Source organism: Flavobacteriales bacterium (genome assembly GCA_016715895.1).
In the GTDB taxonomy this organism is placed as follows: Bacteria; Bacteroidota; Bacteroidia; order Flavobacteriales_F; family PHOS-HE28; genus PHOS-HE28.
The window spans coordinates 695,349-717,212 of record JADJXH010000003.1; the positions used below are offsets into that span (position 1 = coordinate 695,349).

Sequence of the window (21,864 nt, forward strand, 5' to 3'; positions counted from 1 at the left end):
GGCTCCATCCTCTACCCACGCAGCACCTTCGCCACACGCACACCATGACCATCACTACGTAGGATGTACAGGCCTCGCGCGGCAAGGACAAGGTCCACAAGGACGCTTTTTTGGCCTGAACCGATAGCAAGGCGCAGCACACATCGACCCATTGCATCATGCACGGTCAATGTGCGGCATGCTTCGTCCCAGCCACTTACGGTGAAGAGACCATCGGCACGCTCCTGCGTGCTTAGCGTCTGGTCGGTGGACATCGCTTGTTGCTGCACGCTTACGGGAACGCTGCACGTATCCTCATAGGCCCCCCCGATCCACTTGGCCACCCCGTTCACCGGGATGCCATTGATGTTGTTGGCCGGGGCCACGGCCACATAGAGCGTGTCCTGTAGGAAAGCCAGGCTCGTTGTGGTCGCGCTCATCGGAAAGCTGGTGCCCAGGCCGCACCATTGGACCCCATCCCACACGGCAATGCGCTGTGCGGGTACATCCCCCGCGCAACCAATGCCGCCCGCCACGAACAACTTATCCCCATGCACCACCATGTCGTACACCGGCGCGCTGAACGAGTAGCCGCAGTAGCCATCCTGCAAATGGCCACCAACCGCATGCCATTCATCCCCATCCCAACGCATGATCCCGTGACCGGCATTACCGTCCGCGAGGCGCACCGATCCAGCCGCGTACAGATCACCCTGGTACACCGCCATGGCGTTCAACCCGGAGAAGCCACCGAGCACACCGGGCCCTACAGCGACCCACTCTGTGCCGTTGAAGCGCATGATGCCCTTGGTGCCATCATTCAGGCTCACCGGACCGCAGGCATACACTTCGCCTTGATAGTAAGCGATGTCCTGGATCAAGGTGCCGGATGGCAGCCCGGGGATCAGACCCAGGTTCACCCATTCGTTGCCATCTCGCTTGGCCACGCCATTGCAGTAGTGGCCATCCGCAAAGTCGAACGTGCCTGCCATGTAAAGGCTGCCGTTCAGTACGCGCAGCTTCTCCACGCTGCCATCGAGGAGGGAGCCGTAGGCCGCCCATTGGCCGTTCGCGTAGCAGGCCACCTGCGACACCGGAACACCATCCACTTCAGTGAACCCCCCTCCAACGATCAGGCTATCCTGCCAACGTTCGACCGTGGTGACCACTTGATCGAAGATGCCAAGTGTATCCCATAGACCTCCAGAGTACCGTAACAGAGCATGCTGGCCTGGGGTGAGCTGCAAATACCCACACACATAGAGCGAGCCACTGCTCGTATCCACGGGAAGACTGAAGATCCAATTGGTAGGCACCTGCAGTTGAGGCATACCTGCATCGACCCAGTTTGTCTGGCCGTTCGAGACGGAGGGGCAGGCGATGACGAGCGCAGCGATCCAGGTCCGCATGTTCATGAGGTCTTTATCGACGAACGATACGCGCCCCACGCGGCGAAGCTCCTTCGCTTCGTAGCAGGTAGGTGCCTGGTGCCAGATGCCTCAGGTCCAGCGTCACCGAGCGCTGGTGGGCAGCGACCGCAAGCTGCTGAACGCCTCTGCCGGATGGATCGTACACGGATAATGAGCGGCATCCCGGGTCCCAGCCCCTAACAGAGAAGCACCCCTGATCGAGCTCCAGTACGATAAGCCCATTGCTCACGCCGGCGTGTCCATGTTCCTCAAGCCCTGTGAACAAGTCGGTGCAAAGGGCCACGATGAAACCGTCACGCGTGCTGGGGTAGAAATAGAGATCATCGTACCACGCCGGCGCACCGGGGTTGTACAGGGGGAAGGCCGAGAAGGGGTCGAGGTCCTTGGAGGTATGGCCACCCGCGTAGAGCAATGCGCCCCGCCAGGCGAGAGTGTGGAGGCTTTCGCCTAAGAGTCCCGATCCACCGCCCAGATAGGTCGAATGCACCAGCGCATGTGCGGGTGTGAAGACCATGAGCATGGCGTCCAGACCGTCCTGCACTGTGCCTTGGTAGTCGGACACCAGGGCGTCCTGCATGTAGATGCCGCTGAGCTCGGCCAATGGAAGCGTGGCGTCTTCGGTATAACCGCCGACATAGATGTTGCCTAAGGCATCGGTGGTCACACATTCCAGCACGTTCTCGCCGGTGCCGCTCACGTAAGTGCCCCACACGAGCTGCCGGCTGCCACTGCCAAAGCGCAGGATGAAACCGCCCTGTCCGGCATTCGTAAGGTCGTTCCATCCGTTTCCGGGCTCCGTGGGCATATCCGTGCTACTGGTGCCGCCCACCATCAGGATATCACCGTTGGGCGCGATGGCCAGGCTGTTGGTGCCCGGTCGATCCTCCCCCCCGCCTCCGATGGCCGTGGCCCATGTACACACCGCGTTGGTGTTGAAGGTGAGGATGAAGGCATCCGTACCACCGGCGTTCACTCCTTGATCGTACGCGAAGGCGCCCCCGTCCACGGTGGTCACATCGCCTTCGGTCCAGCCGGATACGACGAATCCGGTGCCACTGGCACGCACATCCTGTGCGGCATCGTCCTCGTCGCTGCCATACGGCGTGGACCACAGCAACTGATCGGTGCCACCGAACAGCGCCATGAAGCCATCCCGTTGGCCACCCGCATAAGCCCAGCTTGAAGCACCGCTCCACGGTTGGATGGGCAAGCCGGTGCCGTCCGTCTCGCCCACGATCAACAGGCGGCCGAGCCCATCGAGCGCAAGGCCGTAGGCCGCTTCCCGGCCGTCACCGAAGTAGGTGGACCACAAGCAGGCCCCATTCTCACTGAACTTGCCGATGATCGCCTTGCGTTGGACACCGGTTGCGCTTTGATCGTTGTAGGCACCGGTTAGTGGCTGACTGAACAAGCTATTATCCACGGAGTATCCAGCAACATACACCTCTTGCGGACTTTTCGCGGCCACGCCCCAGCCCACGGTGTGGTCTCCGGCGCCGCCCCAATACACCGTCCACAGGAGCTCATGGTCAGGGCTGAACTTGGTGAGGAAGACCGCTTCGCCGGAAGCGACCAACTGGATACCGGCCGTCTGTGGGAAGGTGACGAAGGCACTGAGCGAGTAGCCCGTCACATAGTAGTTGCCGTCGCTGTCGGTGGCGCTGGCATGGATGCGCTCGCCATCGTCCCCGCCGAAATAGGTGCCCCAGCACAATGCATCCGGTGCGTTGGCGCCCGCCATGGGTTCTGGGCCGATCTGCAGCAGCACAGGCAGGTGCGGGTCGTAGCTATCGAACTGGAAGGTCACGATCCCCTGCCCTCCATTGGTCTCGTATTCGGCGTTCCAGTTCAATGCCACGATGGTACCGGTCGAATCCACTTGATAGGCCTGGGCTTGGCGCAGCTCGAGCCAGCGGCCGTTGCGATAGAGGCGCAATGTGCCGTTGACATCCACGTTGAGGCTGTCCTGTCCTTGAAAGCCGAGGACGAGGTTCCCCGGAATGAAGCCGGGTTTGCAAATGAAGGTCATCCGCGCGCCCGAACTACCGCTGTAGAACTTCAGGTCGATGTCCTGGAAGAAGTCCTTGTAGAGCACAATGTCGTGGCCATGTACCTGCGAAACGCCGTTGGGGGCGGTATGGTCCAAATGGAAACTCTTGTAGTGCGGTTTGGGATCATATCCCTCCGGTTTGCTGAGCCGCGCACCTTTCCCGGAGGCGAACATGTGCACGTTGTACATGGTATCCGATGTGCCGGGAATACCGTCCACCAAGGTCATGGAGAATGCGACACGTGAACTGTCCGACAGCCAGGATCGCGGCTGAGCTCCTTCGGAGTAGAACTTCACACGGTTGACCGGGCCGCCGCTCGAATCTGTGACCTGCCCCCCATTCTCCCAATACCCGATGGAGGGCTTCGGCTGCTCATTGTAGAGGTCAGGATAGTGCTGTCCGACCAGTGAAATTGGACCGCACACAAGGAGTAAGGCCCATGTTCGGTTCATCGTAAAGTGTAGGCGTTAGGTGGTGATGGAGGTTGCGGAATTGACCGTGAAGCTAGTTCAGCCGAATGATCAATCCTAGCTTTCTTCATCACGATTGCGAATTCACATGACCTGGTCTCGACCCTTATTGAGTCGGCAGTCATTGGTTGAGGAACTCAAAGGCCGCATCGACATGGATCTATCGATCGGTCAACGTGTTACGCGATGAGCACACCCTCTATTTTTCTCCGCCGACTCAGAAATAGGTCAGATCCATCCATGGTTCAAGCCATGCCGGCAACTCGTCCCACTCACCACCTTCTGCTGCTCTCCACGCAGGAGAAGGACCCGAGCTGGTCCATCGGCCCGGATGGTCTACCGAACCTTCTGTGAAGCGCGAGCATGCACTATTTTTCGCGCAGCATTCCCGCACTCCTCGTCCTTCAAAACGCCATGTTACGCCAGCCGAGGATCAACGAGATGTCCGCTGTCCAGCTCACGCTGGCGCTGCTGCTTGTGGGCTGTGGCGAGCCCCAACGGCTCACCCTGGAGAGCGGTCCGGTGCCCTTGGTGGCGGCGGGCCCCTTGTTCGAGGGCAGCAACACGGCACAGGGAAACTGGGCGCCGGGCTTGGACGCGTTCCTAGCCGCACACGGCCACACCCGGGACGACCTCCGGGACGTCCGCCTCGTGGCCGCCACCCTGGCCGGTGCGGACAGCCTGGGGCTGGAGGGCATCCGCAGCGTGAGCGTGCAGTGGACATCGGACGATGAGGGCATGCGGCCGATGGCCGTGCGCAATCCACTGCCTTCCGAGCCGGGCCCGGTGGCCCTCACGGTGGCCCAGGAGCGGTCCGATCTGGCCGACCTCCTGCTCGGCGGTGCCATCACCGTGGTGGCCGACCTCGACCTGGAGGCCGACAGCGAGACCGATCGGCACGTGATCGGCAGCTTCACCCTGGAACTGACCCTGGACCCATGAGGACCCTTCTGCTCACCCTGACCCTGGCGGTGCTGCCGCTGGCCACCGTCACCGCCCAAGCCCCGGCCGATGCCGGCGACCGCCTGATCGGCGTGTGGGAGCCCAGCCACGGCAAGGCCCGCGTGAAGATCGAGAAGATCGGCAGCAAGTACTACGGCAAGATCGTCTGGCTCCGCGAGCCCAACGACCCGGTGACCGGAACGCCCAAGGTGGACAAGAACAACCCGGACGAGGCCTTGCGCACCGTGCCTTTGCGCGGGTTCCGCCTGCTGAAGGACTTCGTGTACACCGACAATGACGAGTGGGCGGAGGGCACGATCTACGACCCCGAGAACGGCAGCACGTACAACTGCGTCATCGCCCTGAAGGACGCCAACACGCTGGACATCCGCGGCTACATCGGGGTGAAGGCCCTGGGCCGGACGGACGTGTGGAAACGGCTGCAGGCCAAGTGAGGATGCGGGGCGCACGGCGGTGGGTGGTCGCCTTGATGGTGATCCCCGGAGGGCTGCAGGCGCAGCCGGACACCCTGCCCGCCACCGACGAGGAGGACTACAGCCAGTACGACGACCTGGGCTTCGCCGACGAGAAGGCCCGGCGCTTTTGCAGCCAGAAGATCTTCGACCTCAGCCCGCAGCGGTTCATATCCCTGATGTGGGACGCCCAGGGCCCCTACGACCTGGGGTTCTCTCCCGATGGGTCGTACGCGGAGGACGCGGACGCCCCGGTGGCCGAGGAGGGCCGCGCCAGCTACACGGGCGGGCTCCGCGTGCAGGCCAACATCCCGGTGGTCTCGCGCAACAGCATCATCTGGCAGCTGGGCGCCAACTACTGGGACGTGCGCTACGCCCTATCGGAGCAGCGCACCACGGACAGTGCGGCCGGGCTGCTGGGCGCCCTGGCGGACCGGGGCCTGCGCACGGCGGGGCTGAACACCACCCTGTTCAAGCCCTTGAACGAAACCCACTTCCTGATCCTGCAGGCCAGCGCCGACCTGAGCGGCGACCACTTCCTGGACGACCCGCCGGGGCTGCGGTACCTGCGCTACAGCGCCGCGGTGCTGTGGGGCCGGCGACCGCATGACCGGCTGCAGTGGGGCGTGGGCTTGAGCCGCACCTACCGCGTGGGGGCCATCAACTACATCCCGGTGGTCATGTTCAACTACACGGCCCCCGGCCGGAAATGGGGCACGGAGATCCTGCTTCCCGCCCGCGCCCACTACCGGCGCACCTTCAGCGCCCGCAGCCTGCTGCTGGCCGGCTATGAACTGGAGGGCCAGAGCTACCGCATCCAGCGGCTGAGCACGGACGCCAGCAGCTTTGAGGTGCGACGGGGCGAACTGCGCCTCCGCGCCGAGTACCAGCGCCAGCTGATCGGCTTTTTGTGGATGAGCGTGCAGGCCGGCTACCGCCACGACTGGAGCTTCGATGCGGACCGGTTGCCGGAGGGGCGCGAGTTCTTCCGCGGCTTCTTCGGCGACCAGCCCTTCGCGATGCGCGGCAGCCTGGGCGGCGCCCCGTACGTGCAGGTGGGCGTGCATCTGGTGAGCCCCTGAGGCGGACGCCGGTATCGCGACGGTGCACCTTGCCCACCTCGCCGTGTGCGGATCATCGCTCGGCCTGTTCTGGAGAGATGCGGTATGCGAAGGCCGGGCACCATGCCTTCAACGGCTCAGCCTGGCCACGCATCACGTGGGGCAGAACACGGATGGCGCCCGTCCTGGAGCCCCTGTTCTTCAACGGCTGCGACCGGGCAAGCCCCTACACCCGCTCGAGGTACCCCTCCACCGCCTGCTGCACGCGGGCATTGATGTCCTCCGTGGGGGCGGGGTGGAAGGCCTGGCCGGTGATCCGCTCGTAGAGCTCCACGTAGCGGTCGGTGACGCTCGGTGTTGACCGTGCCCGCGATGGGGGCATGGCGAGCCCGATCAAGCCACGGCTTTCGTGCGGCGCTTCTGACCGGATGGCCCGGACTGGCGAAGTATATGGCCCATGCTGCTCAACAGAAAGCCTCGCAGGCTGAGATGCTCATCCAGATCAGGCCATTCCACACCGGCCCCATCCGGGAGCAGTTCGTATCGGCTCAACTGGGCCTGGCTTGCTTTCGCCAGCAGCTTGAAACTATCCAAGGGGAACTCCAAGCGCCCTTGGTCCAGCATCACCAGCAACAAGTTCGCATCCTATGGCATGTACAGCGGTGATGCGCACCCCAAGCTCCCGGATCAGGGCACTGACCGGGTCATACGCGAATGGACGGAATCTACTTTCTGTGCTCATGACCACTCGGAGCAATGCTCGAGCAGATCGGTCTTGTTCAGGCCTCGACCCTGCGACGCACCTTTCCGGAGCCACGTGCCCCAGGCTTGGGTTCGACCGTCAAGCGTCGGATGATCTCGTTGCGGACCATGTTCGTGAGGAAGCCTTTCAACGACAAGTGGACATCGAGCTTGGGCCAAGTGATGCCCACACCACCAGCAAAGACCTCGCACTGCTGCAATTGCTTGGGAGTGGCATCGCCCAGTGCATGGATGCCATCCAACGGTTCGGCGAACACCGAGCCGTTGTTGAGCCGCAGGACCACGGCACGATTCGCGACCGCCACCTCCGTGATCCGCAGGCCTTTCTCCATGATCAAGCGGTCCAATGGATCCGGTGATCGAAGGTCACTGGCGCTTGAAGTGCGAGTTCCAGGCTTTGATGATCGTTCCATGGTGCGTATTGATCAACTCGTAGATCCGCTTCCTCTCCTGTTTCTTGAACCCGTAGGAATAGACCTCCACAGGTTCGGGAAGCAGCCACCACTTGGCATGCCCATCGCCCTTATTGACATGCACATGCGGCGGCTCGGCCCCTTCCTCACTCCAGAAATAGAACGCATAGCCCTCAACGTCAGGTTTGATCGCCTTGGGTGCCATGCGCCTGCCTCAAAGTTAAGCGCCCCTCAGCCCAGGTAGGTCTCCACGGCCCGCTGCACCCGGGCATGGATGTCCCCGGTGGGCGCGGGCTTGAAAGCCTGGCCGGTGAGGCGTTCGTAGAGCTCCACGTAGCGGTCGGTGACGCTGTGCACGAAGGCATCGTCCATGGGGGGCACCTGCTGGCCCTCCTTGCCCATGAAGCCGCCGGCGATGAGCCATTCGCGCACGAACTCCTTGCTGAGCTGCTTCTGGCGCTCGCCCCGCGCCTGCCGGTCTGCGTAGCCCTCCGCGTAGAAATAGCGGCTGCTGTCGGGCGTGTGCACCTCGTCGATGAGCAGGATGCGGCCATCGGGGGTGCGGCCGAACTCGTACTTGGTGTCCACCAGCAGCAGGCCGCGCTCGGCGGCGATGCGGCTGCCCTCGGCGAAGAGCGCCAGGGCGTAGCGCTGCATGGTCTCCCACTCCTGCGGCGTGCACAGCCCGCGCGCCAGGATCTCGCCGGGGGTGATGTCCTCATCGTGTCCCACTTCGGCCTTGGTGCTGGGCGTGATGATGGGATCGGGGAAGCGGTCGTTCTCCTTCATGCCCTCCGGCAGAGCCGCCCCGCACAGCGTGCGCGCGCCGCTCTGGTAGGTGCGCCAGGCGTGGCCGGCGAGGTAACCGCGCACCACCATCTCCACCTTTACCGTGGTGCAGGCGGTGCCCACGACCACGTTGGGATCGGGCGAGGCCTCGGCCCAGTTGGGCGCCACAGGGCAGGTGGCCTGGAGCATATGCCAGCTGAGCTGGCTGAGCACCTGGCCCTTGTGTGGGATGCCGCGGGGCAGCACCACGTCGAACGCGCTGATGCGGTCGCTGGCCACGAGCAGGATGCGGCCGTCGGCGAGCGTGTACACGTCGCGCACCTTGCCGCGGTACACCCGGGTGATCAGGGGGTGGCGGAGCTCGGACCGCATCAGGGTCCCGGCGAGGGCGGTGGTCATGGCGTGCGATCGGGTTGGTCGCGCTGCTCCAGGTCCTTGAAGGCGCCGAGCACCTTGGTCACCAGTTCGTGGCGGATGACGTCCTTCTCATCGAGCTCGATGATGGCGATGCCCTCCACGCCGCGCAGCAGGCCGATCCCCTTGTCCAGCCCGCTGGGGCTGTGCTTGGGCAGGTCCACCTGGGTGAGGTCGCCGGTGATGACGAACTTGGCGTTGCGCCCCATGCGGGTGAGGAACATCTTGAGCTGGGGCAGCGTGGCGTTCTGGGCCTCGTCGAGGATGACGAAGGCGTGGTCGAGGGTGCGGCCGCGCATGAAGGCCAGGGGGGCGATCTGGATGACGCCGGTCTCCAGGTGCTCGGCCAGGCGACCGGCGGGGATCATGTCCTTGAGCGCGTCGTAGAGCGGCTGGAGGTAGGGATCGAGCTTTTCGCGCAGGTCGCCGGGGAGGAAGCCGAGGTTCTCTCCGGCTTCCACGGCGGGGCGGGTGAGGATGATGCGGCGCACCTGCTTCTCCTTGAGGGCGCGCACGGCGAGGGCCACGGCGGTGTAGGTCTTGCCGGTGCCGGCAGGGCCCACGGCGAACACCATGTCGTGGGTGCGCACGGCCTCCACCAGCCGCTGCTGGTTGCGGGTGCGGGCCTTGACGCGGAGGCCCGCGTTGCCGTGCACGAGCACATCGGCATCCTCGGCGCTGGGCTCGCTGTCCGGCGCACCGCCCATGATGTCGTCCAGCACCTTGCGCGGCAGTTCGTTGTAGCGGCCCACGTGCTCCACGAGCTGATCGAAGCGTTCGGCGAAGACGCTGATGTCCTCGTCGTTGCCGATCACCTTCAGGGTGTCGCCGCGCGCCACCAGGTTGAGCTTCGGGAAGAAGCTGCGGATGATGCGCAGGTGCTGGTCGTTGGCGCCGAAGACCGCGATCGGGTCCACCGCCGTCACTTGGATGGAGAGTTCGCCCACGTGCGGTGCTTGGAGGGTGCGGAGGTGGGGAACCTCAGGCCCTTACATTTGACCGGCCGAAGGTAGCCGATCACCGTTGACCGGCGAACGCCCAGGCCCAGCGCGATGGCGATCATCACCCTCACCACGGACATGGGCGTGAAGGACCACTACGTGGCGGTGGTCAAGGGCAGCATCCTGGGCCAGGCGCCCGGGGTGACGATCGTGGACATCAGCCACCAGATCACGCCCTTCGACAACGCGCAGGCGGCCTTTGTGCTGCGCAACGCGTTCCCGGCCTTTCCGGCGGGCACCGTGCACCTGATCGGCATCGACCCGGAGGCCGGGCCGCAGACGCCCCACGTGGTGGCGGCGCACGACGGGCACTGGTTCGTGGGGGCGGACAACGGCATCTTCAGCCTGCTGTTCGATGGTCGTCCGCAGGCGGTGCATACGCTGCGGATGGTGACGGACGCAGCCGATGCCACCTTCCCGTTGCGGGGGGTGCTGGCGCGGGCGGCGTGCCACCTGGCGCAGGGCGGGGCCATCGAGGCCATCGCCGACCCGCGTGCGGGGGTGCGGCAGCAGCTGGGCTTCGTGCCAGCGCTGGACCAGGAGAGCATCCGCGGCGTGGTGATCCATGTGGACGCTTACGGCAACGTGGTCACCAACATCCACCGCGACCACTTCGCGGCGATGGTGCAGGACCGGCCCTTCCGCATCACCTTCGGCCGCTCGCAGCACGACATCACGGCGCTGCACCGCACCTACGGCGAGGTGCCGCAGGGCGAGCGGGTGGCCTTCTTCGGGGCCAGCGGCCTGCTGGAGATCGCGGTGAACAAGGGCGTGGAGGGCGGTGGCGGCGGCGCGGCGCGGCTCTTCGGCCTGCATGTGCAGGACCCCGTGCGCGTGGAGCTGAAGGACGTGGTGCGGCAACGGGCGGCGTCATGATCGTGCGGTTGGTGCGCATGAGCTTCCGTCCCGGGGAGGCCGAGGGTTTCCTGACTCTGTTCGAGGGGTGGCGGCACCGCATCATCGCCATGCCGGGCTGCCTGCATCTGGAGCTGCTGCGCGACGCCGGCGATCCCCGCGTCTTCTTCACCTACAGCCTGTGGCGGTCCGCCGAAGACCTGGAACACTACCGCCGCTCCCCCGTTTTCGCCGAGGTGTGGCCGGTGGTGAAGGCCCTGTTCGACGCCCCTGCGCAGGCCTGGAGCTGCGCCCGCCTGCATCACATGGACGCCAAGCCCGAGCCCGCATGATCCGCATCGTCGCCCTCCCCCTCCTCCTGCTTCCCGCCGTGGCCTTCGCCCAGGGCGATGCCCTGCTGCGCAGTGCCGAGGCCGCTTACGCCAGCGGCGAGCTGGACAGTGCGCTGGCGCGGGTGGACCGTGCGATCCAGGCCGACAAGGGCTCGGCCAGGGCCTACAAGCTGCGCGGCGACATCCGCCAGCGGCGGCAGCAGGTGGAGCTGGCGCTGATCGACTACAAGGAGAGCGAGCTGCTGGACCCCAACAACGCCCGGTTGTTCGTGAGCCGGTCGGCCGCGCGCATCACCGAGGGCAACATCAAGGGGGCCTTGCGCGACCTGGACCGCGCCATTGAGCTGGACCCGGCGGACGCCGACGCGTGGTACAACCGCGCCTGCGCCCACTACATGGTGCAGGACAACGCGCAGGCCTTGAAGGACACCGAGAAGGCCCTGAAGCTGCGCGACGACCATGCCGATGCGCTCTTTCTGGGCGGGCTGGTGAAGGGTGAGCTCTTCAAGGAGGAGGCCGGGCTGGAGGACATCCGCCGGGCGCTGGCCCTGAAGCCGGAGATCCCCGGAGCCCGCATGAGCGCGGCCATCCTGCTGTACGAGATGGAGCGCTACGAGGAGGCCATCGCGGGCTTCACCGAAGTGCTGGAGAAGGACACCGCCGCGGCCGACGTGCGCGATGCGCACTACTACCGGGGCGACAGCCACTACAACCTGAAGCGCAAGGAGGAGGCCTGCCAGGACTGGCGGGCCAGCGCCAAGCTGGGCGACAAGGATGCAGTGTTCATCGTGAAGAACTACTGCGACACCGACGAGGAGAAGATACCCAAGAAGCCGAAGCGCAAGCGCCGCAAGACGGTGGTCTCCTTCTGAGGCGCCGTTCCCCCGGCGGTCCGCACCGGGCCCTGTGGCCCCGGCCGCATCGCAGGAGCGACCGCGCTATCTTCGGCCGCCTTTCGGCGGACAGCAGAACGGGATGCGGGCGTTGATCATCAAGGAAGTGCGCGGCTTCGCCGGCTCGCTCATCGGCCACATCACGGTGGTGGTGTTCCTCTTGATCACCGGGCTCTTCCTGTGGGTGTTCCCGGACAACCTGCTCGACCTGGGCTACGCGGACATGGCCCCGCTCTTCCAGCTGGCTCCGTGGGTCTTCCTGTTCCTGGTGCCGGCGGTGACGATGCGGAGCTTCAGCGAGGAGCGGCGCACAGGCACCATCGAGCTGCTGCTGACCAAGCCGCTGAGCGAGGGGGCCATCGTGGGCGCCAAGTACATCGCGGCGGTGGTGCTGGTGGCGGCGGCGCTGTTGCCCACCCTGGTGTACGTGTGGAGCGTGATGGAACTGGCCGTGCCGGCGGGCAACATCGACCGGGGGGGCACCTGGGGCTCGTACCTGGGGCTGCTGATGCTGGGCGGCTGTTTCGCCGCGGTGGGCGTGTTCGCCTCGGCGCTCACCGACAGCCAGATCGTGGCCTTCCTGATCGCGGTCTTCCTGTGCTTCTGCCTGTTCATGGGCTTCGACCTGGTGGCCAGTTTCGATGCCTTCGGCGCGTTGGAGGGCCCCATCAAGGCGATGGGCATCCAGGAGCACTACCGCAGCATCAGCCGCGGGGTGGTGGACCTGCGCGACGTGCTCTACTTCGGCGGGGTGGCCGCCATCTTCCTGCTGGCCACGCGCACGGTGCTCCAAAGCCGCAGCTGGTGACATGGCACGCCCCGGCCGCTCCCCCCGCCTGCGCGACCTCACCGAACTGGTGGCCGGCGTGGGCATCGTGCTGCTGCTGCTCTTCATCGCCGGTTTCGTGCGGCTGCGGGCCGACCTCACCAGCGAGGAACGCTACACCCTGAAGGACACCACCCGCGAACTGATCGCCGGGCTGGACGACCGGGTGTACGTGAAGGTGTATCTGGCGGGCGACCTGCCGGCCGACCTGCGGCGCCTGAGCGAGGCCACGCGCGAGCTGCTCGACGAGATGCGCGTGCTCGGTCCGGACAAGCTGGACTTCACCTTCATCGACCCCAGCGCCGACCCGGACGCGAAGGTGAGGCAGGAGGTGTACGCCACGCTGGAGAAACAGGGCCTGCAGTACAGCAGCATCCGCATCCGCGAGAAGGACGGCCACAGCGAGAAGATCGTGTTCCCCGGCGCGCTGGTGACCACCAAGGGCCGCACGGTGGCCGTGCAGCTGCTGAAGACCCAGCTGCGCACCCCCGACGCGGACATGGTGAACCGGTCGATCAACAACCTGGAGTTCGAGCTGGGCAGCGCCATCCGGCAGCTGACGCGCAAGGAGCGGCCGCGCATCGCCTTCCTGGAGGGCCACGGCGAGCTGGAGCCCATCCAGGTGCGGGATGTGGCCACGTTGCTGGGCGAGCACTACGATGTGAGCCGGGTGCGGATCGACGGGCAGCTGGGCAGCCTGAGCGACCGCCTGGAGGGCGCGCGCTACCGCACCAACCGCTGGGACCTGCTCATCGTGGCCAAGCCCGACAGCGTGTTCCCCGAAAAGGACCTGTACATCATCGACCAGTTCGTGATGAACGGCGGCAAGGTGCTGTGGCTGCTGGACGCCATGAACGCCAACCTGGACAGCCTGCGTCGCAACCAGTACAGCATGGCCACCGCCATGGAGCTGGGCGTGGACCAGCTGCTGTTCGCCTACGGGGTGCGCATCAACAACGACCTGCTGCTGGACCGCAGCTGCGCGCCCATCGAGATCTTCACCACACCCTACGGCAACCAGCGCAAGCTGGAGCGCTTTCCGTGGTACTTCGAGCCCGTGCTGATCCCGCAGGCCGGCCACCCGATCGTGAACAACATCGACCCGGTGCACACGCGCTTCGTGAGCAGCATGGACACGATCGGCACGGACAGCGTCCGCAAGACCATCCTGCTGACGACGAGCCCGTACAACCGCGTGCTCCGCAACCCGGTGCGCGTCGCCCTGAACATCGTGGAGCTGCAGTTGGGGCTGGACAAAAAGGGCACGCCGGCGCCGGTGGCGGTGCTTTTGGAAGGTCCCTTCACCTCGGCCTTCGCGGGAAGGCTTACGGAGCGCTTCCTGACGGAGGGCGACCCGCAGTACCGGGCGAAGGGGAGGCCCACGAGCCAGCTGGTGATCAGCGACGGCGACGTCATCGAGAACCGGGTGGACCCGGCCAAGGGCATGTACTACATGCTGGGCTACGACCGCTATGCCAACGCCAAGATCTACGGCAACCGCGAGCTGCTGGTGAACGCGGTGAACTACCTGCTGGACGACCGGAGCCTGATCAGCCTGCGGTCGCGGGCGATCACTCTGCGGCAGCTGGACCCCGTGCGCAGCGCGGGGGAGCGGGCGCTCTGGCAGGTGGTGAACCTGGTGGTGCCCAGCCTGGTGGTGATCCTCGCGGGGCTGTTGTTCCACCTGCTGCGCAAGCGGCGCTACACCAAAGCCGCATGAAACGCACCCTTCTCCTCGTCCTGACCGCGCTGATCCTCGCCGCGCTGGCCTGGTGGCTGGCGATGCGCGATACGGGCACGACCCTCAGCGGCCCCCTCACCGATTTCGCCGTGGCCGACACGGCCGCAGTGGACCGCATCTTCATCGCGGAGCCTGATGGGCGGACCGTGGACCTGCGGCGCAGCGAGGAGGGTGGTTGGACGGTGAACGGGCGGCTGGAGGCCAACCCGATCCAGGTGAACCTGTTGCTCAAGACCTTCCTGCGGGTGGAGGTGCGGGCCCCGGTGCCCAAGAGCGCCGAGGCCAACGTGCTGCGGGTGATGGCCGGCACGGCCAAGCGTGTGGAGATCTACACCGGCGGCGACCGTCCCGACCGCATCTGGTTCGTGGGGCACTCCACGAAGGACCACTTCGGCACCTACATGCTGCTGGAGAAGCCCGGCACCGGCCGTTCCGCGGTCCCCTTCGTCATGGGCATGAGCGGCTTCACCGGCTACCTGACGCCGCGCTTCCATGTGGACCTGAACGTCTGGCGCAGCAGCATTCTGCTGCAGGAGCGCGACCTGGCGGCGCTGCGCGAGGTGCGGGTGGAGCGCCCCGCGACGCCGGGCGCCGGCTTCCGGGTGACGCTGGATGAGCGCGGCACCCCCACCCTGCTCGACGAGGCCGGCGCGGTGCTCCCGATGGACACCGCGGCGGTGCGCGACATGCTGCTGCCCCTGGGTGGCCTGAACTTCGAATACGTGGAACGACAGCTGACCCCGGCGGAGCGTGACTCGGTGATGCGCAGCACGCCCCTCCACCGCCTGACGCTGGTGCGGCGGAACGGCGATGAACGCACGATCCCGTTCTGGGCGAAGGGGGCCTACGTGGGGCAGCGCGACGCCATGGGCAACCTGCTGAAGGAGAACGATGTGGACCGGGTATACGCCACCGTGGACGACACGGTGCTCGTGGCGGTGCAGCGTCTGGGGGCCGACAGGCTCCTGGTGCCGCGGGAGGCCCTGCTCCGGCAGGCGCCATGATGTGGAAAAACCCCCGTCCTTGTTGATAAAACAGGGGGTCCCGGGGAGGGTGCCCGGCTATCTTTGCCCACCCCGCCGCATCCTGTGGCGGTACCATCCCGACCACCATGTCCGAAGACACTGCGACCGTGGAGACCACGGCCAAAGCGCAACCCACATCCCGTTCCGGAATGAAGTTCATCGTCTCCAGCAACGCCCTGCTCAAGCAGCTCCAGATGCTGCAAGGGGTCCTGGCCAGCAGCAACACCCTGCCCATCCTCGACAACTTCCTGTTCGAGGTGGACGGCAAGCAGCTCACCCTGACGGCCTCCGACCTGGAGACCACCATGACGGCCACCATGGCGGTGGAGGCCAAGGACAAGGGGAGCGTGGCCATTCCTGCGCGCATCCTGCTGGATACCCTGAAGGCCTTCCCCGAGCAGCCGCTCACCTTCAGCATCGACGGCAAGCACCACGGGGTGGAGATCAGCAGCGATCAGGGCAAGTACAAGATGACCGGCTTCAGCGGGGCGGAGTTCCCCAAGAGCCCCACGCTGGAGGACCCCTCCCGGTTCCTGCTGCCGGCCGGCACCCTGGCCATGGCCATCAACAAGACGCTCTTCGCCACCGGCAACGATGACCTGCGCCCGGTGATGAGCGGCATCTTCTTCGAGCTGGGTGAGGAGGCCGTGCGCTTCGTGGCCACCGACGCGCACAAGCTGGTGCGGTACATGCGCACGGACGTGCGGGCCGACAAGCCCGCAAGCTTCATCGTGCCCAAGAAGCCGCTGAACCTCTTGAAGAACGTGCTGGCGGCCACCAACGCGGAAGTGGCGGTGAGCTACAACGAGAACAACGCCTCCTTCACCTTCGACAACCTGGTGCTGGTATGCCGCCTGATCGACGGCAAGTACCCGAACTACGAGGCGGTGATCCCCAAAAAGAACCCGAACAAGCTCACGATCGACCGCGCGTCGTTCCTGAGCTCGATCCGGCGGGTGAGCATCTTCAGCAACAAGACCACGCACCAGGTGCGGCTGAGCATCGCGGGCAGCCAGCTCGCGGTGAGCGCCGAGGATCTGGACTTCGCCAACGAGGCCAACGAAAAGCTCACCTGCAGCTACGAGGGCGAGGACATGACGATCGGCTTCAACAGCCGCTTCCTCATGGACATGCTGAACAACCTCACCAGCGAGCATGTCGTGCTGGAGATGAGCGCGCCCAACCGGGCCGGCATCATCCTGCCCAGCGAGCCGGGCGAAGTGGGCGAGGACGTCCTGATGCTGGTGATGCCGGTGATGCTGAACAACTGATCGCATGCGGACCTTGGTGTCGCTGGCCGTGGCCCTGACCCTGATGGCCGGTACCTGCAACGAAGGCAAGGACGGCGGGGGAACACCGGGCAACGCCCTGGCCCGGCTCGTCGGTTCCAAGTGGGTGCTTCAAACGCTGAACGGCGCACCCATCGACCAAAGCCTGGGCGAGCGGACACCGTATCTGCAACTGGCCGAGGGCGACAAGGTCTCCGGCATGGGCGGATGCAACCAGCTCTTCGGTTCGTTCACCGTGGATGGCACGGCGTTGAAGTTCGGCGAGCTGGGTGCCACCAAGATGTACTGCCAGGACACCATGGAGCTGGAGGGTAAGTTCACTTCAGCGCTGCGCGCCACCGGCGGCTACAGCCTGGACGGCGATGTGCTGCGCCTGATGCAGGGCGACCGCGAGCTCGCCGTGCTGCGGGCTCAGTAGGGGCCCTCGATCGGCCAGGTGCTGTCGGTGCTGCGGTCGTCCAGTTCGGTGCGCCGTCCCAGTTCACGTTTCCACCGCAATTCCTCATCATCCACCTCATCGCCGGGGTCGGCCTCGTACACGATGCGGATGCGTGACGCCACCGGGGTGTGGGCCGGTGTGGTGACCGGTCCTTCCTCCCCGTCCGGTTCATCGAGGGACTCCGCGGTGCGATCGGGCAGAAAGGCCGGAGGCACCTTGCGGTAGACGATGGCCATGGCCAGTCCGGCCAGCCCGCCCCACAGGTGGCTTTCCCAGCTCATGCGCGGCGCGATGGGGAAGACGCCCCAGATGAGCCCGCCGTAGAGGAACACCACGAGCAGGGCGATGGCCATGAGGGCGCGCTGACGGCGCAGCAAGCCGCTGGCGAAGAGGAAGGCGGCCAGGCCGTACACCACGCCGCTGGCGCCGATGTGCCGGTCGGCGCGGGCGCTGATCCACACCCAGAGACCGGTGAGGAGCCAGATGCCCAGGGTGACCCGTCCGGCCGCCCTCGGATAGAAATAGACCAGGCACCAGCCCAGCACGAAGAGCGGGACGGAGTTGTTGAAGAGGTGCTCCAGATCGCCGTGGATGAACGGCGCGAGCACGATGCCGGACAGGCCTTCGGCATGCCGCGGCCACAGCCCGAAGCGCGCCAGGTCCAACCCGTAGGCACCGGCCAGCAGGTGCACCACCCAGAGCATCAATACGGCCAGCGCAGGCAGGATGGCCGCCGTGAGGATGCGGCGGCGCTGCGGATCGTGGGCGGCTTGGTCCGGTGCTTGCATGGGGATGAAGGTCGCCACCGGACAACGAACCGGCCGCTCCATTTACTTTGATGCCGCATGAGCAAGATCCGTGACAAGGTCCGCACACCTGCCATCCTGGCGGTGGTGCTGTTGCCCCTCCTCGCCGCCTTCACCACCGGACCAGGAGCGGAGCAGAAAGGCCTCAAGCCACCCAGCGAGCTGGCCTTGCTGATGCGCGAGATGACGGCCTTCACGGACAGCACCCGGCACCGGTTGGAGCGCGGGGACGACCTGCTCCCCTACCCGACCGGCTTTGCGACCATGCACACCGCCACGCCCACGGACGGCAAGCTGGACATCGACCGGGCCTCGTTCGATGCGTTCGCGGACCACTACCTCGCGCAGTTGAAGGCGCTGTACGATGCTCCGGCCGCCGATCGCATGAGCACCTTCAACGCCACCGTGCAGGCCTGCGCCAACTGCCACACGGTGGCCTGTCCCGGTCCGCTGGTGCGCATCAAGAAGCTGTACGTTCCACTGGTGCCGGACCTGGCGAAGTGAACCTTTGGGCGGCACGGACGTCCAAGGCTCATGCACCACGCGATCCTCTCCGCCGGCCTCGTCCTGCTCGGTGCCGGTCCGCTCACCGGTCAGTCCCTCTACTTCCCTCCCATCGGTCCCGGTGCGTGGGACACGCTGAGCCCTTCGGCCCTGGGTTGGTGCCCCGACCGCATTGACAACCTGATCGACTTCGTGGGATCGCGGAACACCAAAGCCTTCCTGATCCTGAAGGACGGGAAGATCGTGCTGGAGCACTATTACGGCACCTTCACCCAGGACAGCCTGTGGTACTGGGCCAGTGCGGGGAAGACGCTGACAGCGATGCTCACCGGCATTGCGCAGGAGGAAGGGTTCGTGGACCTCAACCAGCCCAGCAGCACCTACCTGGGCACGGGGTGGACGAACTGCAGCCCACCGCAGGAGGCGCAGATCACCGTGTGGAACCAACTGACGATGACCAGTGGCCTGGACGATGGCGTGCCCGATGACGACTGCACGGACCCGGCCTGCCTGCAGTATCTGGCCGATGCGGGCACCCGTTGGGCCTACCACAATGCGCCATACACCCTGCTGGACGATGTGATCGCGAACGCGACCGGAACCAGTTTCAGCAACTACTTCAACACCCGCATCCGGAACAGGATCGGGATGGACGGCCTGTGGCTGCCCCTGGGCTATAACAACGTGTACTTCAGCCGGGCGCGCAGCATGGCGCGGTTCGGTCTGCTGGCCTTGAACCGCGGGGTATGGGCGAACGACACCATCCTGCATGACACGGCCTATTTCAACGCGATGACGACCCCTTCCCAGGGACTGAATGAGAGCTACGGCTACCTGTGGTGGTTGAACGGACAGCCTTCGTTCATGCTACCCGGCCTGCAATTCGTGTTCCCGGGCCCGGCCATGCCGGACGCGCCGGCGGACATGATCTGTGGGTTGGGCAAGAACGATCAGCTGCTGAACGTGGTGCCGAGCCGCAACATGGTGGTGGTGCGCATGGGCAACGAAGCGTACGGCTCCCTGTCCGTGGCCACCATCTTCAACAATGAGATCTGGCAGTTGATCGAGCAACTTCCCTGCGCCACCGCCGTGGTTGAGCAGGGGCCTGGGGATGGATGGGGCCTTCACCCCAACCCGGCCACCGACCTGCTGCGGGTGGCGCTGCCTTCCGGAATGGTGCGCGAAGACCTGGAGCTGCTGGATGAGCTGGGCCGTTCCATCCCTGTGCGTTGGGCGGGCGAAGACCTCGATATATCGGATCTGGCCACCGGCACATACGTGGTGCGGATCCGGGGCGAACGTCCGCTGGTGCGTCGTTTCCTCAAGCACTAGCGCAGCGCCTCCACCGGAACGAGCTTGCCACCGGGGGTACGATGTGCACCAGGAAGGAAGGCCCCGATGCGGACCCGGTTGGTGTGCAGGAACTGCGTGATGTCGAACCAGGGGCGGTCGCCGATCGCGCGCAGCACCAGTTCGGCCGTGGCCTCGGCGTCGTTGCCTGCGCGGTGGTGCCGCAGGGGGATCCCATGGTGGGCGCACATGGCCGAGAGCCCGTAGGAGCGATGGCCCGGCCAGACCTTGCGGGCCATGCTGACGCTGCAGAAGTACTCGAAGGGGGTGAAGGCGATGCCATGAGCGCCAAGGGTGCTACGCAACACGTTCATGTCGAAGGCGGCGTTGTGGGCCACCACCATGCGGTCGCGCAGGAGGTCGTCCACTTCGGGCCAGATGGCGGGCCAGGTGGGCGCATCGGCGACATGCTCGGGGCGGATGCCGTGCACGGCGATGTTGTGCGGGCTGAAGAAGGGCCACTGGGGCGGCTTGATGAGCCAGTTGCGCACGTCGCGCACCACGCCGCCGCGCACCACGGCGATGCCCAGTTCGCAAGGGCTGTCGGGCCGTGCAGTGGCGGTCTCGAAGTCGAGGGCGAGGAAGTCCATGCGAGCGATGACAAGGTAGCACGGGGCGTGCCTTCCAGCACTGTGCCCCGGGGCGCACCGCTCCCGGTGGCTGGAAATTCGCCACGTCGTGGCGAATTTCCAGCCACCTGATGGCCAATATCCGCATGACCTCGGCTATCTTCGCGGCATGGACCGGTCCAGGAACCTGAGGCATGCCGTGGATATCGCGCTGAGGGACACCCCGGTGGTACTGGTGCACGGCGCGCGGCAGACCGGCAAGACCACGCTGGTCAAGGCCATCGCACGGGAACGGGCAGCCCGGTACGTGACGCTGGATGACCACCCGACGTTGGAGGCCGCCCTGAACGACCCGCCCGCCTTCATCCAGGGGCTGGGCAGGCTGGCGGTGATCGACGAGGTGCAGAACGCGCCGAACATCTTCCGGGCCATCAAGGCCGCAGTGGACCGGGACCGGAAGCCGGGGCGGTTCCTGCTCACCGGCAGCGCCAACGTGCTGGTGCTGCCCAGGCTGGGCGACTCCCTGGCCGGACGGATGGAGATCCTTCCCCTTCACCCCTTCGCGCAGGACGAACTGGCGGGCCGGAAGAGCACCTTCATCGACCAGGTCTTCGCGGCCAGGCCGAAGATGACGGCCCCCACGGTCCTGGAGCGCAAGCAGATCGCCGCACGGGTGATCGCCGGGGGGTACCCGGAGGTGATGACCCGGAAGGACCCGGCCCGGCGGGATGCCTGGTACGGCGCCTACATCACCAGCATCCTTCAGCGGGATGTGAGGGACATCAGCAACATCACCGGGCTCGCCGACCTGCCCCGGCTGCTGCAGGCATTGGCCGCGCGGAGCAGTGGTCTGCTGAACCTGGCGGACCTGTCACGGACATTGGACATCCCCCACAGCACCATGCGGCGATACATGGCCCTGCTGGAGGCCACCTTCCTGAGCACACCCTTGGAGGCCTGGCACGCGCACCGGGGCAGGCGGCTGGTGAAGGCCCCCAAGCTGCACCTGGCCGACAGCGGCTTCGCGGCGCACCTTGCGGGCATCCACAAGCCGGCGGACATCCTTCACAGCCCGTCCTTCGGGCCCTTGCTGGAGACCTTCGTGCTGAACGAACTACGGAAGCTGGCCGGGTGGAGCAAGGTGCGGGTGAAGGCCTACCACTTCCGCACCGAAGCCGGCCGTGAGGTGGACATCGTGCTGGAGGACGGCAAGGGGCGGATCGTGGGCATCGAGGTGAAGGCCGCCATGGCCGTGGGCAGCAACGATGTGGCCGGGCTGAAGCATCTGCGGGAAGTGGCTGGCGGAAAGTGGCTTCGGGGGCTGTTGCTGCACCCGGGCCTGGGCATCACGCCGTTCGACAAGGACCTCCACGCCGTGCCGCTGAGCGCGTTATGGGAGTGGTAGGCTGCTGGAAATTCGCCACGCTGTGGCGAATTTCCAGCCACATGA

Annotated in this window: 24 protein-coding genes; 14 read left to right on the forward strand and 10 right to left on the reverse strand. The window is 65.7% G+C overall.

Annotated features, from left to right (window positions below; translation table 11 throughout):
* Positions 1-11: 11 nt before the first annotated feature.
* Positions 12-1,388: a hypothetical protein gene (locus tag IPM49_03185; protein ID MBK9273528.1), complete on the reverse strand. Its 1,377-nt coding sequence runs from the start codon at positions 1,386-1,388 to the stop codon at positions 12-14.
* Between the two features lie 13 nt (positions 1,389-1,401).
* Positions 1,402-3,687 (reverse strand): hypothetical protein, encoded by a 2,286-nt coding sequence (locus IPM49_03190; protein MBK9273529.1) that lies wholly within the window; start codon positions 3,685-3,687, stop codon positions 1,402-1,404.
* Positions 3,688-4,371: 684 nt separating this feature from the next.
* Here IPM49_03190 and IPM49_03195 point away from each other — a divergent pair.
* The 3 genes from IPM49_03195 to IPM49_03205 are packed head-to-tail and all read left to right on the forward strand — an operon-like array spanning position 4,372 to position 6,427.
* A complete protein-coding gene (locus IPM49_03195) occupies positions 4,372-4,872 on the forward strand; it encodes a hypothetical protein (GenBank protein ID MBK9273530.1) in 501 nt (166 codons plus the stop codon).
* Positions 4,869-5,327, forward strand: coding sequence for a DUF2147 domain-containing protein (locus IPM49_03200; protein ID MBK9273531.1), 459 nt, complete (start codon positions 4,869-4,871; stop codon positions 5,325-5,327). Before IPM49_03195 ends, IPM49_03200 begins: the two co-directional genes overlap by 4 nt.
* 2 nt (positions 5,328-5,329) lie before the next feature.
* Entirely contained in the window at positions 5,330-6,427 is a 1,098-nt protein-coding gene (locus IPM49_03205) for a hypothetical protein (protein MBK9273532.1), read from the forward strand.
* A 205-nt stretch (positions 6,428-6,632) separates the two neighbouring features.
* On the opposite strand, the gene IPM49_03210 is transcribed toward IPM49_03205, so the two are convergent.
* The 6 genes from IPM49_03210 to IPM49_03235 form a co-directional block, all read right to left on the reverse strand.
* Entirely contained in the window at positions 6,633-6,788 is a 156-nt protein-coding gene (locus tag IPM49_03210) for a hypothetical protein (protein ID MBK9273533.1), read from the reverse strand.
* Between the two features lie 11 nt (positions 6,789-6,799).
* Positions 6,800-7,030, reverse strand: coding sequence for a DUF2442 domain-containing protein (locus IPM49_03215; protein ID MBK9273534.1), 231 nt, complete (start codon positions 7,028-7,030; stop codon positions 6,800-6,802).
* Positions 7,031-7,185: 155 nt separating this feature from the next.
* Positions 7,186-7,500, reverse strand: a complete 315-nt coding sequence (locus IPM49_03220) for a DUF2442 domain-containing protein (protein MBK9273535.1) — start codon at positions 7,498-7,500, stop codon at positions 7,186-7,188.
* A gap of 34 nt (positions 7,501-7,534) precedes the next feature.
* The gene (locus tag IPM49_03225; GenBank protein MBK9273536.1) at positions 7,535-7,786 is read right to left on the reverse strand and encodes a DUF4160 domain-containing protein; all 252 of its coding nucleotides are present in this window, start codon (positions 7,784-7,786) and stop codon (positions 7,535-7,537) included.
* Between the two features lie 26 nt (positions 7,787-7,812).
* Positions 7,813-8,769, reverse strand: coding sequence for a phosphoribosylaminoimidazolesuccinocarboxamide synthase (locus IPM49_03230; GenBank protein ID MBK9273537.1), 957 nt, complete (start codon positions 8,767-8,769; stop codon positions 7,813-7,815).
* Positions 8,766-9,731 carry a PhoH family protein gene (locus IPM49_03235; GenBank protein MBK9273538.1) on the reverse strand — a complete coding sequence of 322 codons (966 nt, stop codon included), beginning with the start codon at positions 9,729-9,731 and terminating at the stop codon, positions 8,766-8,768. Before IPM49_03235 ends, IPM49_03230 begins: the two co-directional genes overlap by 4 nt.
* 105 nt (positions 9,732-9,836) lie before the next feature.
* Between IPM49_03235 and IPM49_03240 the strand changes: the two genes are divergently transcribed.
* From IPM49_03240 to IPM49_03275, 8 genes are all read left to right on the forward strand, one after another.
* On the forward strand, positions 9,837-10,661 hold the full coding sequence (locus IPM49_03240; GenBank protein ID MBK9273539.1) for an SAM-dependent chlorinase/fluorinase: 825 nt from the start codon (positions 9,837-9,839) through the stop codon (positions 10,659-10,661).
* On the forward strand, positions 10,658-10,972 hold the full coding sequence (locus IPM49_03245) for an antibiotic biosynthesis monooxygenase (protein MBK9273540.1): 315 nt from the start codon (positions 10,658-10,660) through the stop codon (positions 10,970-10,972). The genes IPM49_03240 and IPM49_03245 overlap by 4 nt, the downstream gene beginning before the upstream one ends.
* Complete coding sequence (locus IPM49_03250; protein MBK9273541.1) at positions 10,969-11,844, forward strand: tetratricopeptide repeat protein; 876 nt, start codon at positions 10,969-10,971, stop codon at positions 11,842-11,844. Before IPM49_03245 ends, IPM49_03250 begins: the two co-directional genes overlap by 4 nt.
* Positions 11,845-11,947: 103 nt before the next feature.
* On the forward strand, positions 11,948-12,673 hold the full coding sequence (gldF, locus tag IPM49_03255; protein ID MBK9273542.1) for a gliding motility-associated ABC transporter permease subunit GldF: 726 nt from the start codon (positions 11,948-11,950) through the stop codon (positions 12,671-12,673).
* 1 nt (position 12,674) lies between these two features.
* Positions 12,675-14,411: a gliding motility-associated ABC transporter substrate-binding protein GldG gene (gene gldG / locus IPM49_03260; protein MBK9273543.1), complete on the forward strand. Its 1,737-nt coding sequence runs from the start codon at positions 12,675-12,677 to the stop codon at positions 14,409-14,411.
* Complete coding sequence (locus IPM49_03265; GenBank protein ID MBK9273544.1) at positions 14,408-15,436, forward strand: hypothetical protein; 1,029 nt, start codon at positions 14,408-14,410, stop codon at positions 15,434-15,436. The genes gldG and IPM49_03265 overlap by 4 nt, the downstream gene beginning before the upstream one ends.
* A gap of 170 nt (positions 15,437-15,606) precedes the next feature.
* Positions 15,607-16,728 (forward strand): DNA polymerase III subunit beta, encoded by a 1,122-nt coding sequence (dnaN, locus tag IPM49_03270; GenBank protein MBK9273545.1) that lies wholly within the window; start codon positions 15,607-15,609, stop codon positions 16,726-16,728.
* 4 nt (positions 16,729-16,732) lie between these two features.
* Positions 16,733-17,164, forward strand: a complete 432-nt coding sequence (locus IPM49_03275; protein ID MBK9273546.1) for an META domain-containing protein — start codon at positions 16,733-16,735, stop codon at positions 17,162-17,164.
* Here the strand turns inward: IPM49_03275 and IPM49_03280 are convergent.
* On the reverse strand, positions 17,158-17,973 hold the full coding sequence (locus IPM49_03280) for a rhomboid family intramembrane serine protease (protein ID MBK9273547.1): 816 nt from the start codon (positions 17,971-17,973) through the stop codon (positions 17,158-17,160). The genes IPM49_03275 and IPM49_03280 overlap by 7 nt on opposite strands.
* A gap of 57 nt (positions 17,974-18,030) precedes the next feature.
* Between IPM49_03280 and IPM49_03285 the strand changes: the two genes are divergently transcribed.
* Positions 18,031-18,495 carry a hypothetical protein gene (locus IPM49_03285; GenBank protein ID MBK9273548.1) on the forward strand — a complete coding sequence of 155 codons (465 nt, stop codon included), beginning with the start codon at positions 18,031-18,033 and terminating at the stop codon, positions 18,493-18,495.
* Positions 18,496-18,525: 30 nt separating this feature from the next.
* The gene (locus IPM49_03290) at positions 18,526-19,827 is read left to right on the forward strand and encodes a serine hydrolase (protein MBK9273549.1); all 1,302 of its coding nucleotides are present in this window, start codon (positions 18,526-18,528) and stop codon (positions 19,825-19,827) included.
* Here IPM49_03290 and IPM49_03295 read toward each other — a convergent pair.
* On the reverse strand, positions 19,824-20,435 hold the full coding sequence (locus IPM49_03295; GenBank protein ID MBK9273550.1) for a 3'-5' exonuclease: 612 nt from the start codon (positions 20,433-20,435) through the stop codon (positions 19,824-19,826). The genes IPM49_03290 and IPM49_03295 overlap by 4 nt on opposite strands.
* A gap of 148 nt (positions 20,436-20,583) precedes the next feature.
* Between IPM49_03295 and IPM49_03300 the strand changes: the two genes are divergently transcribed.
* Positions 20,584-21,819, forward strand: a complete 1,236-nt coding sequence (locus tag IPM49_03300; protein MBK9273551.1) for an ATP-binding protein — start codon at positions 20,584-20,586, stop codon at positions 21,817-21,819.
* The last annotated feature ends 45 nt before the right edge of the window (positions 21,820-21,864 follow it).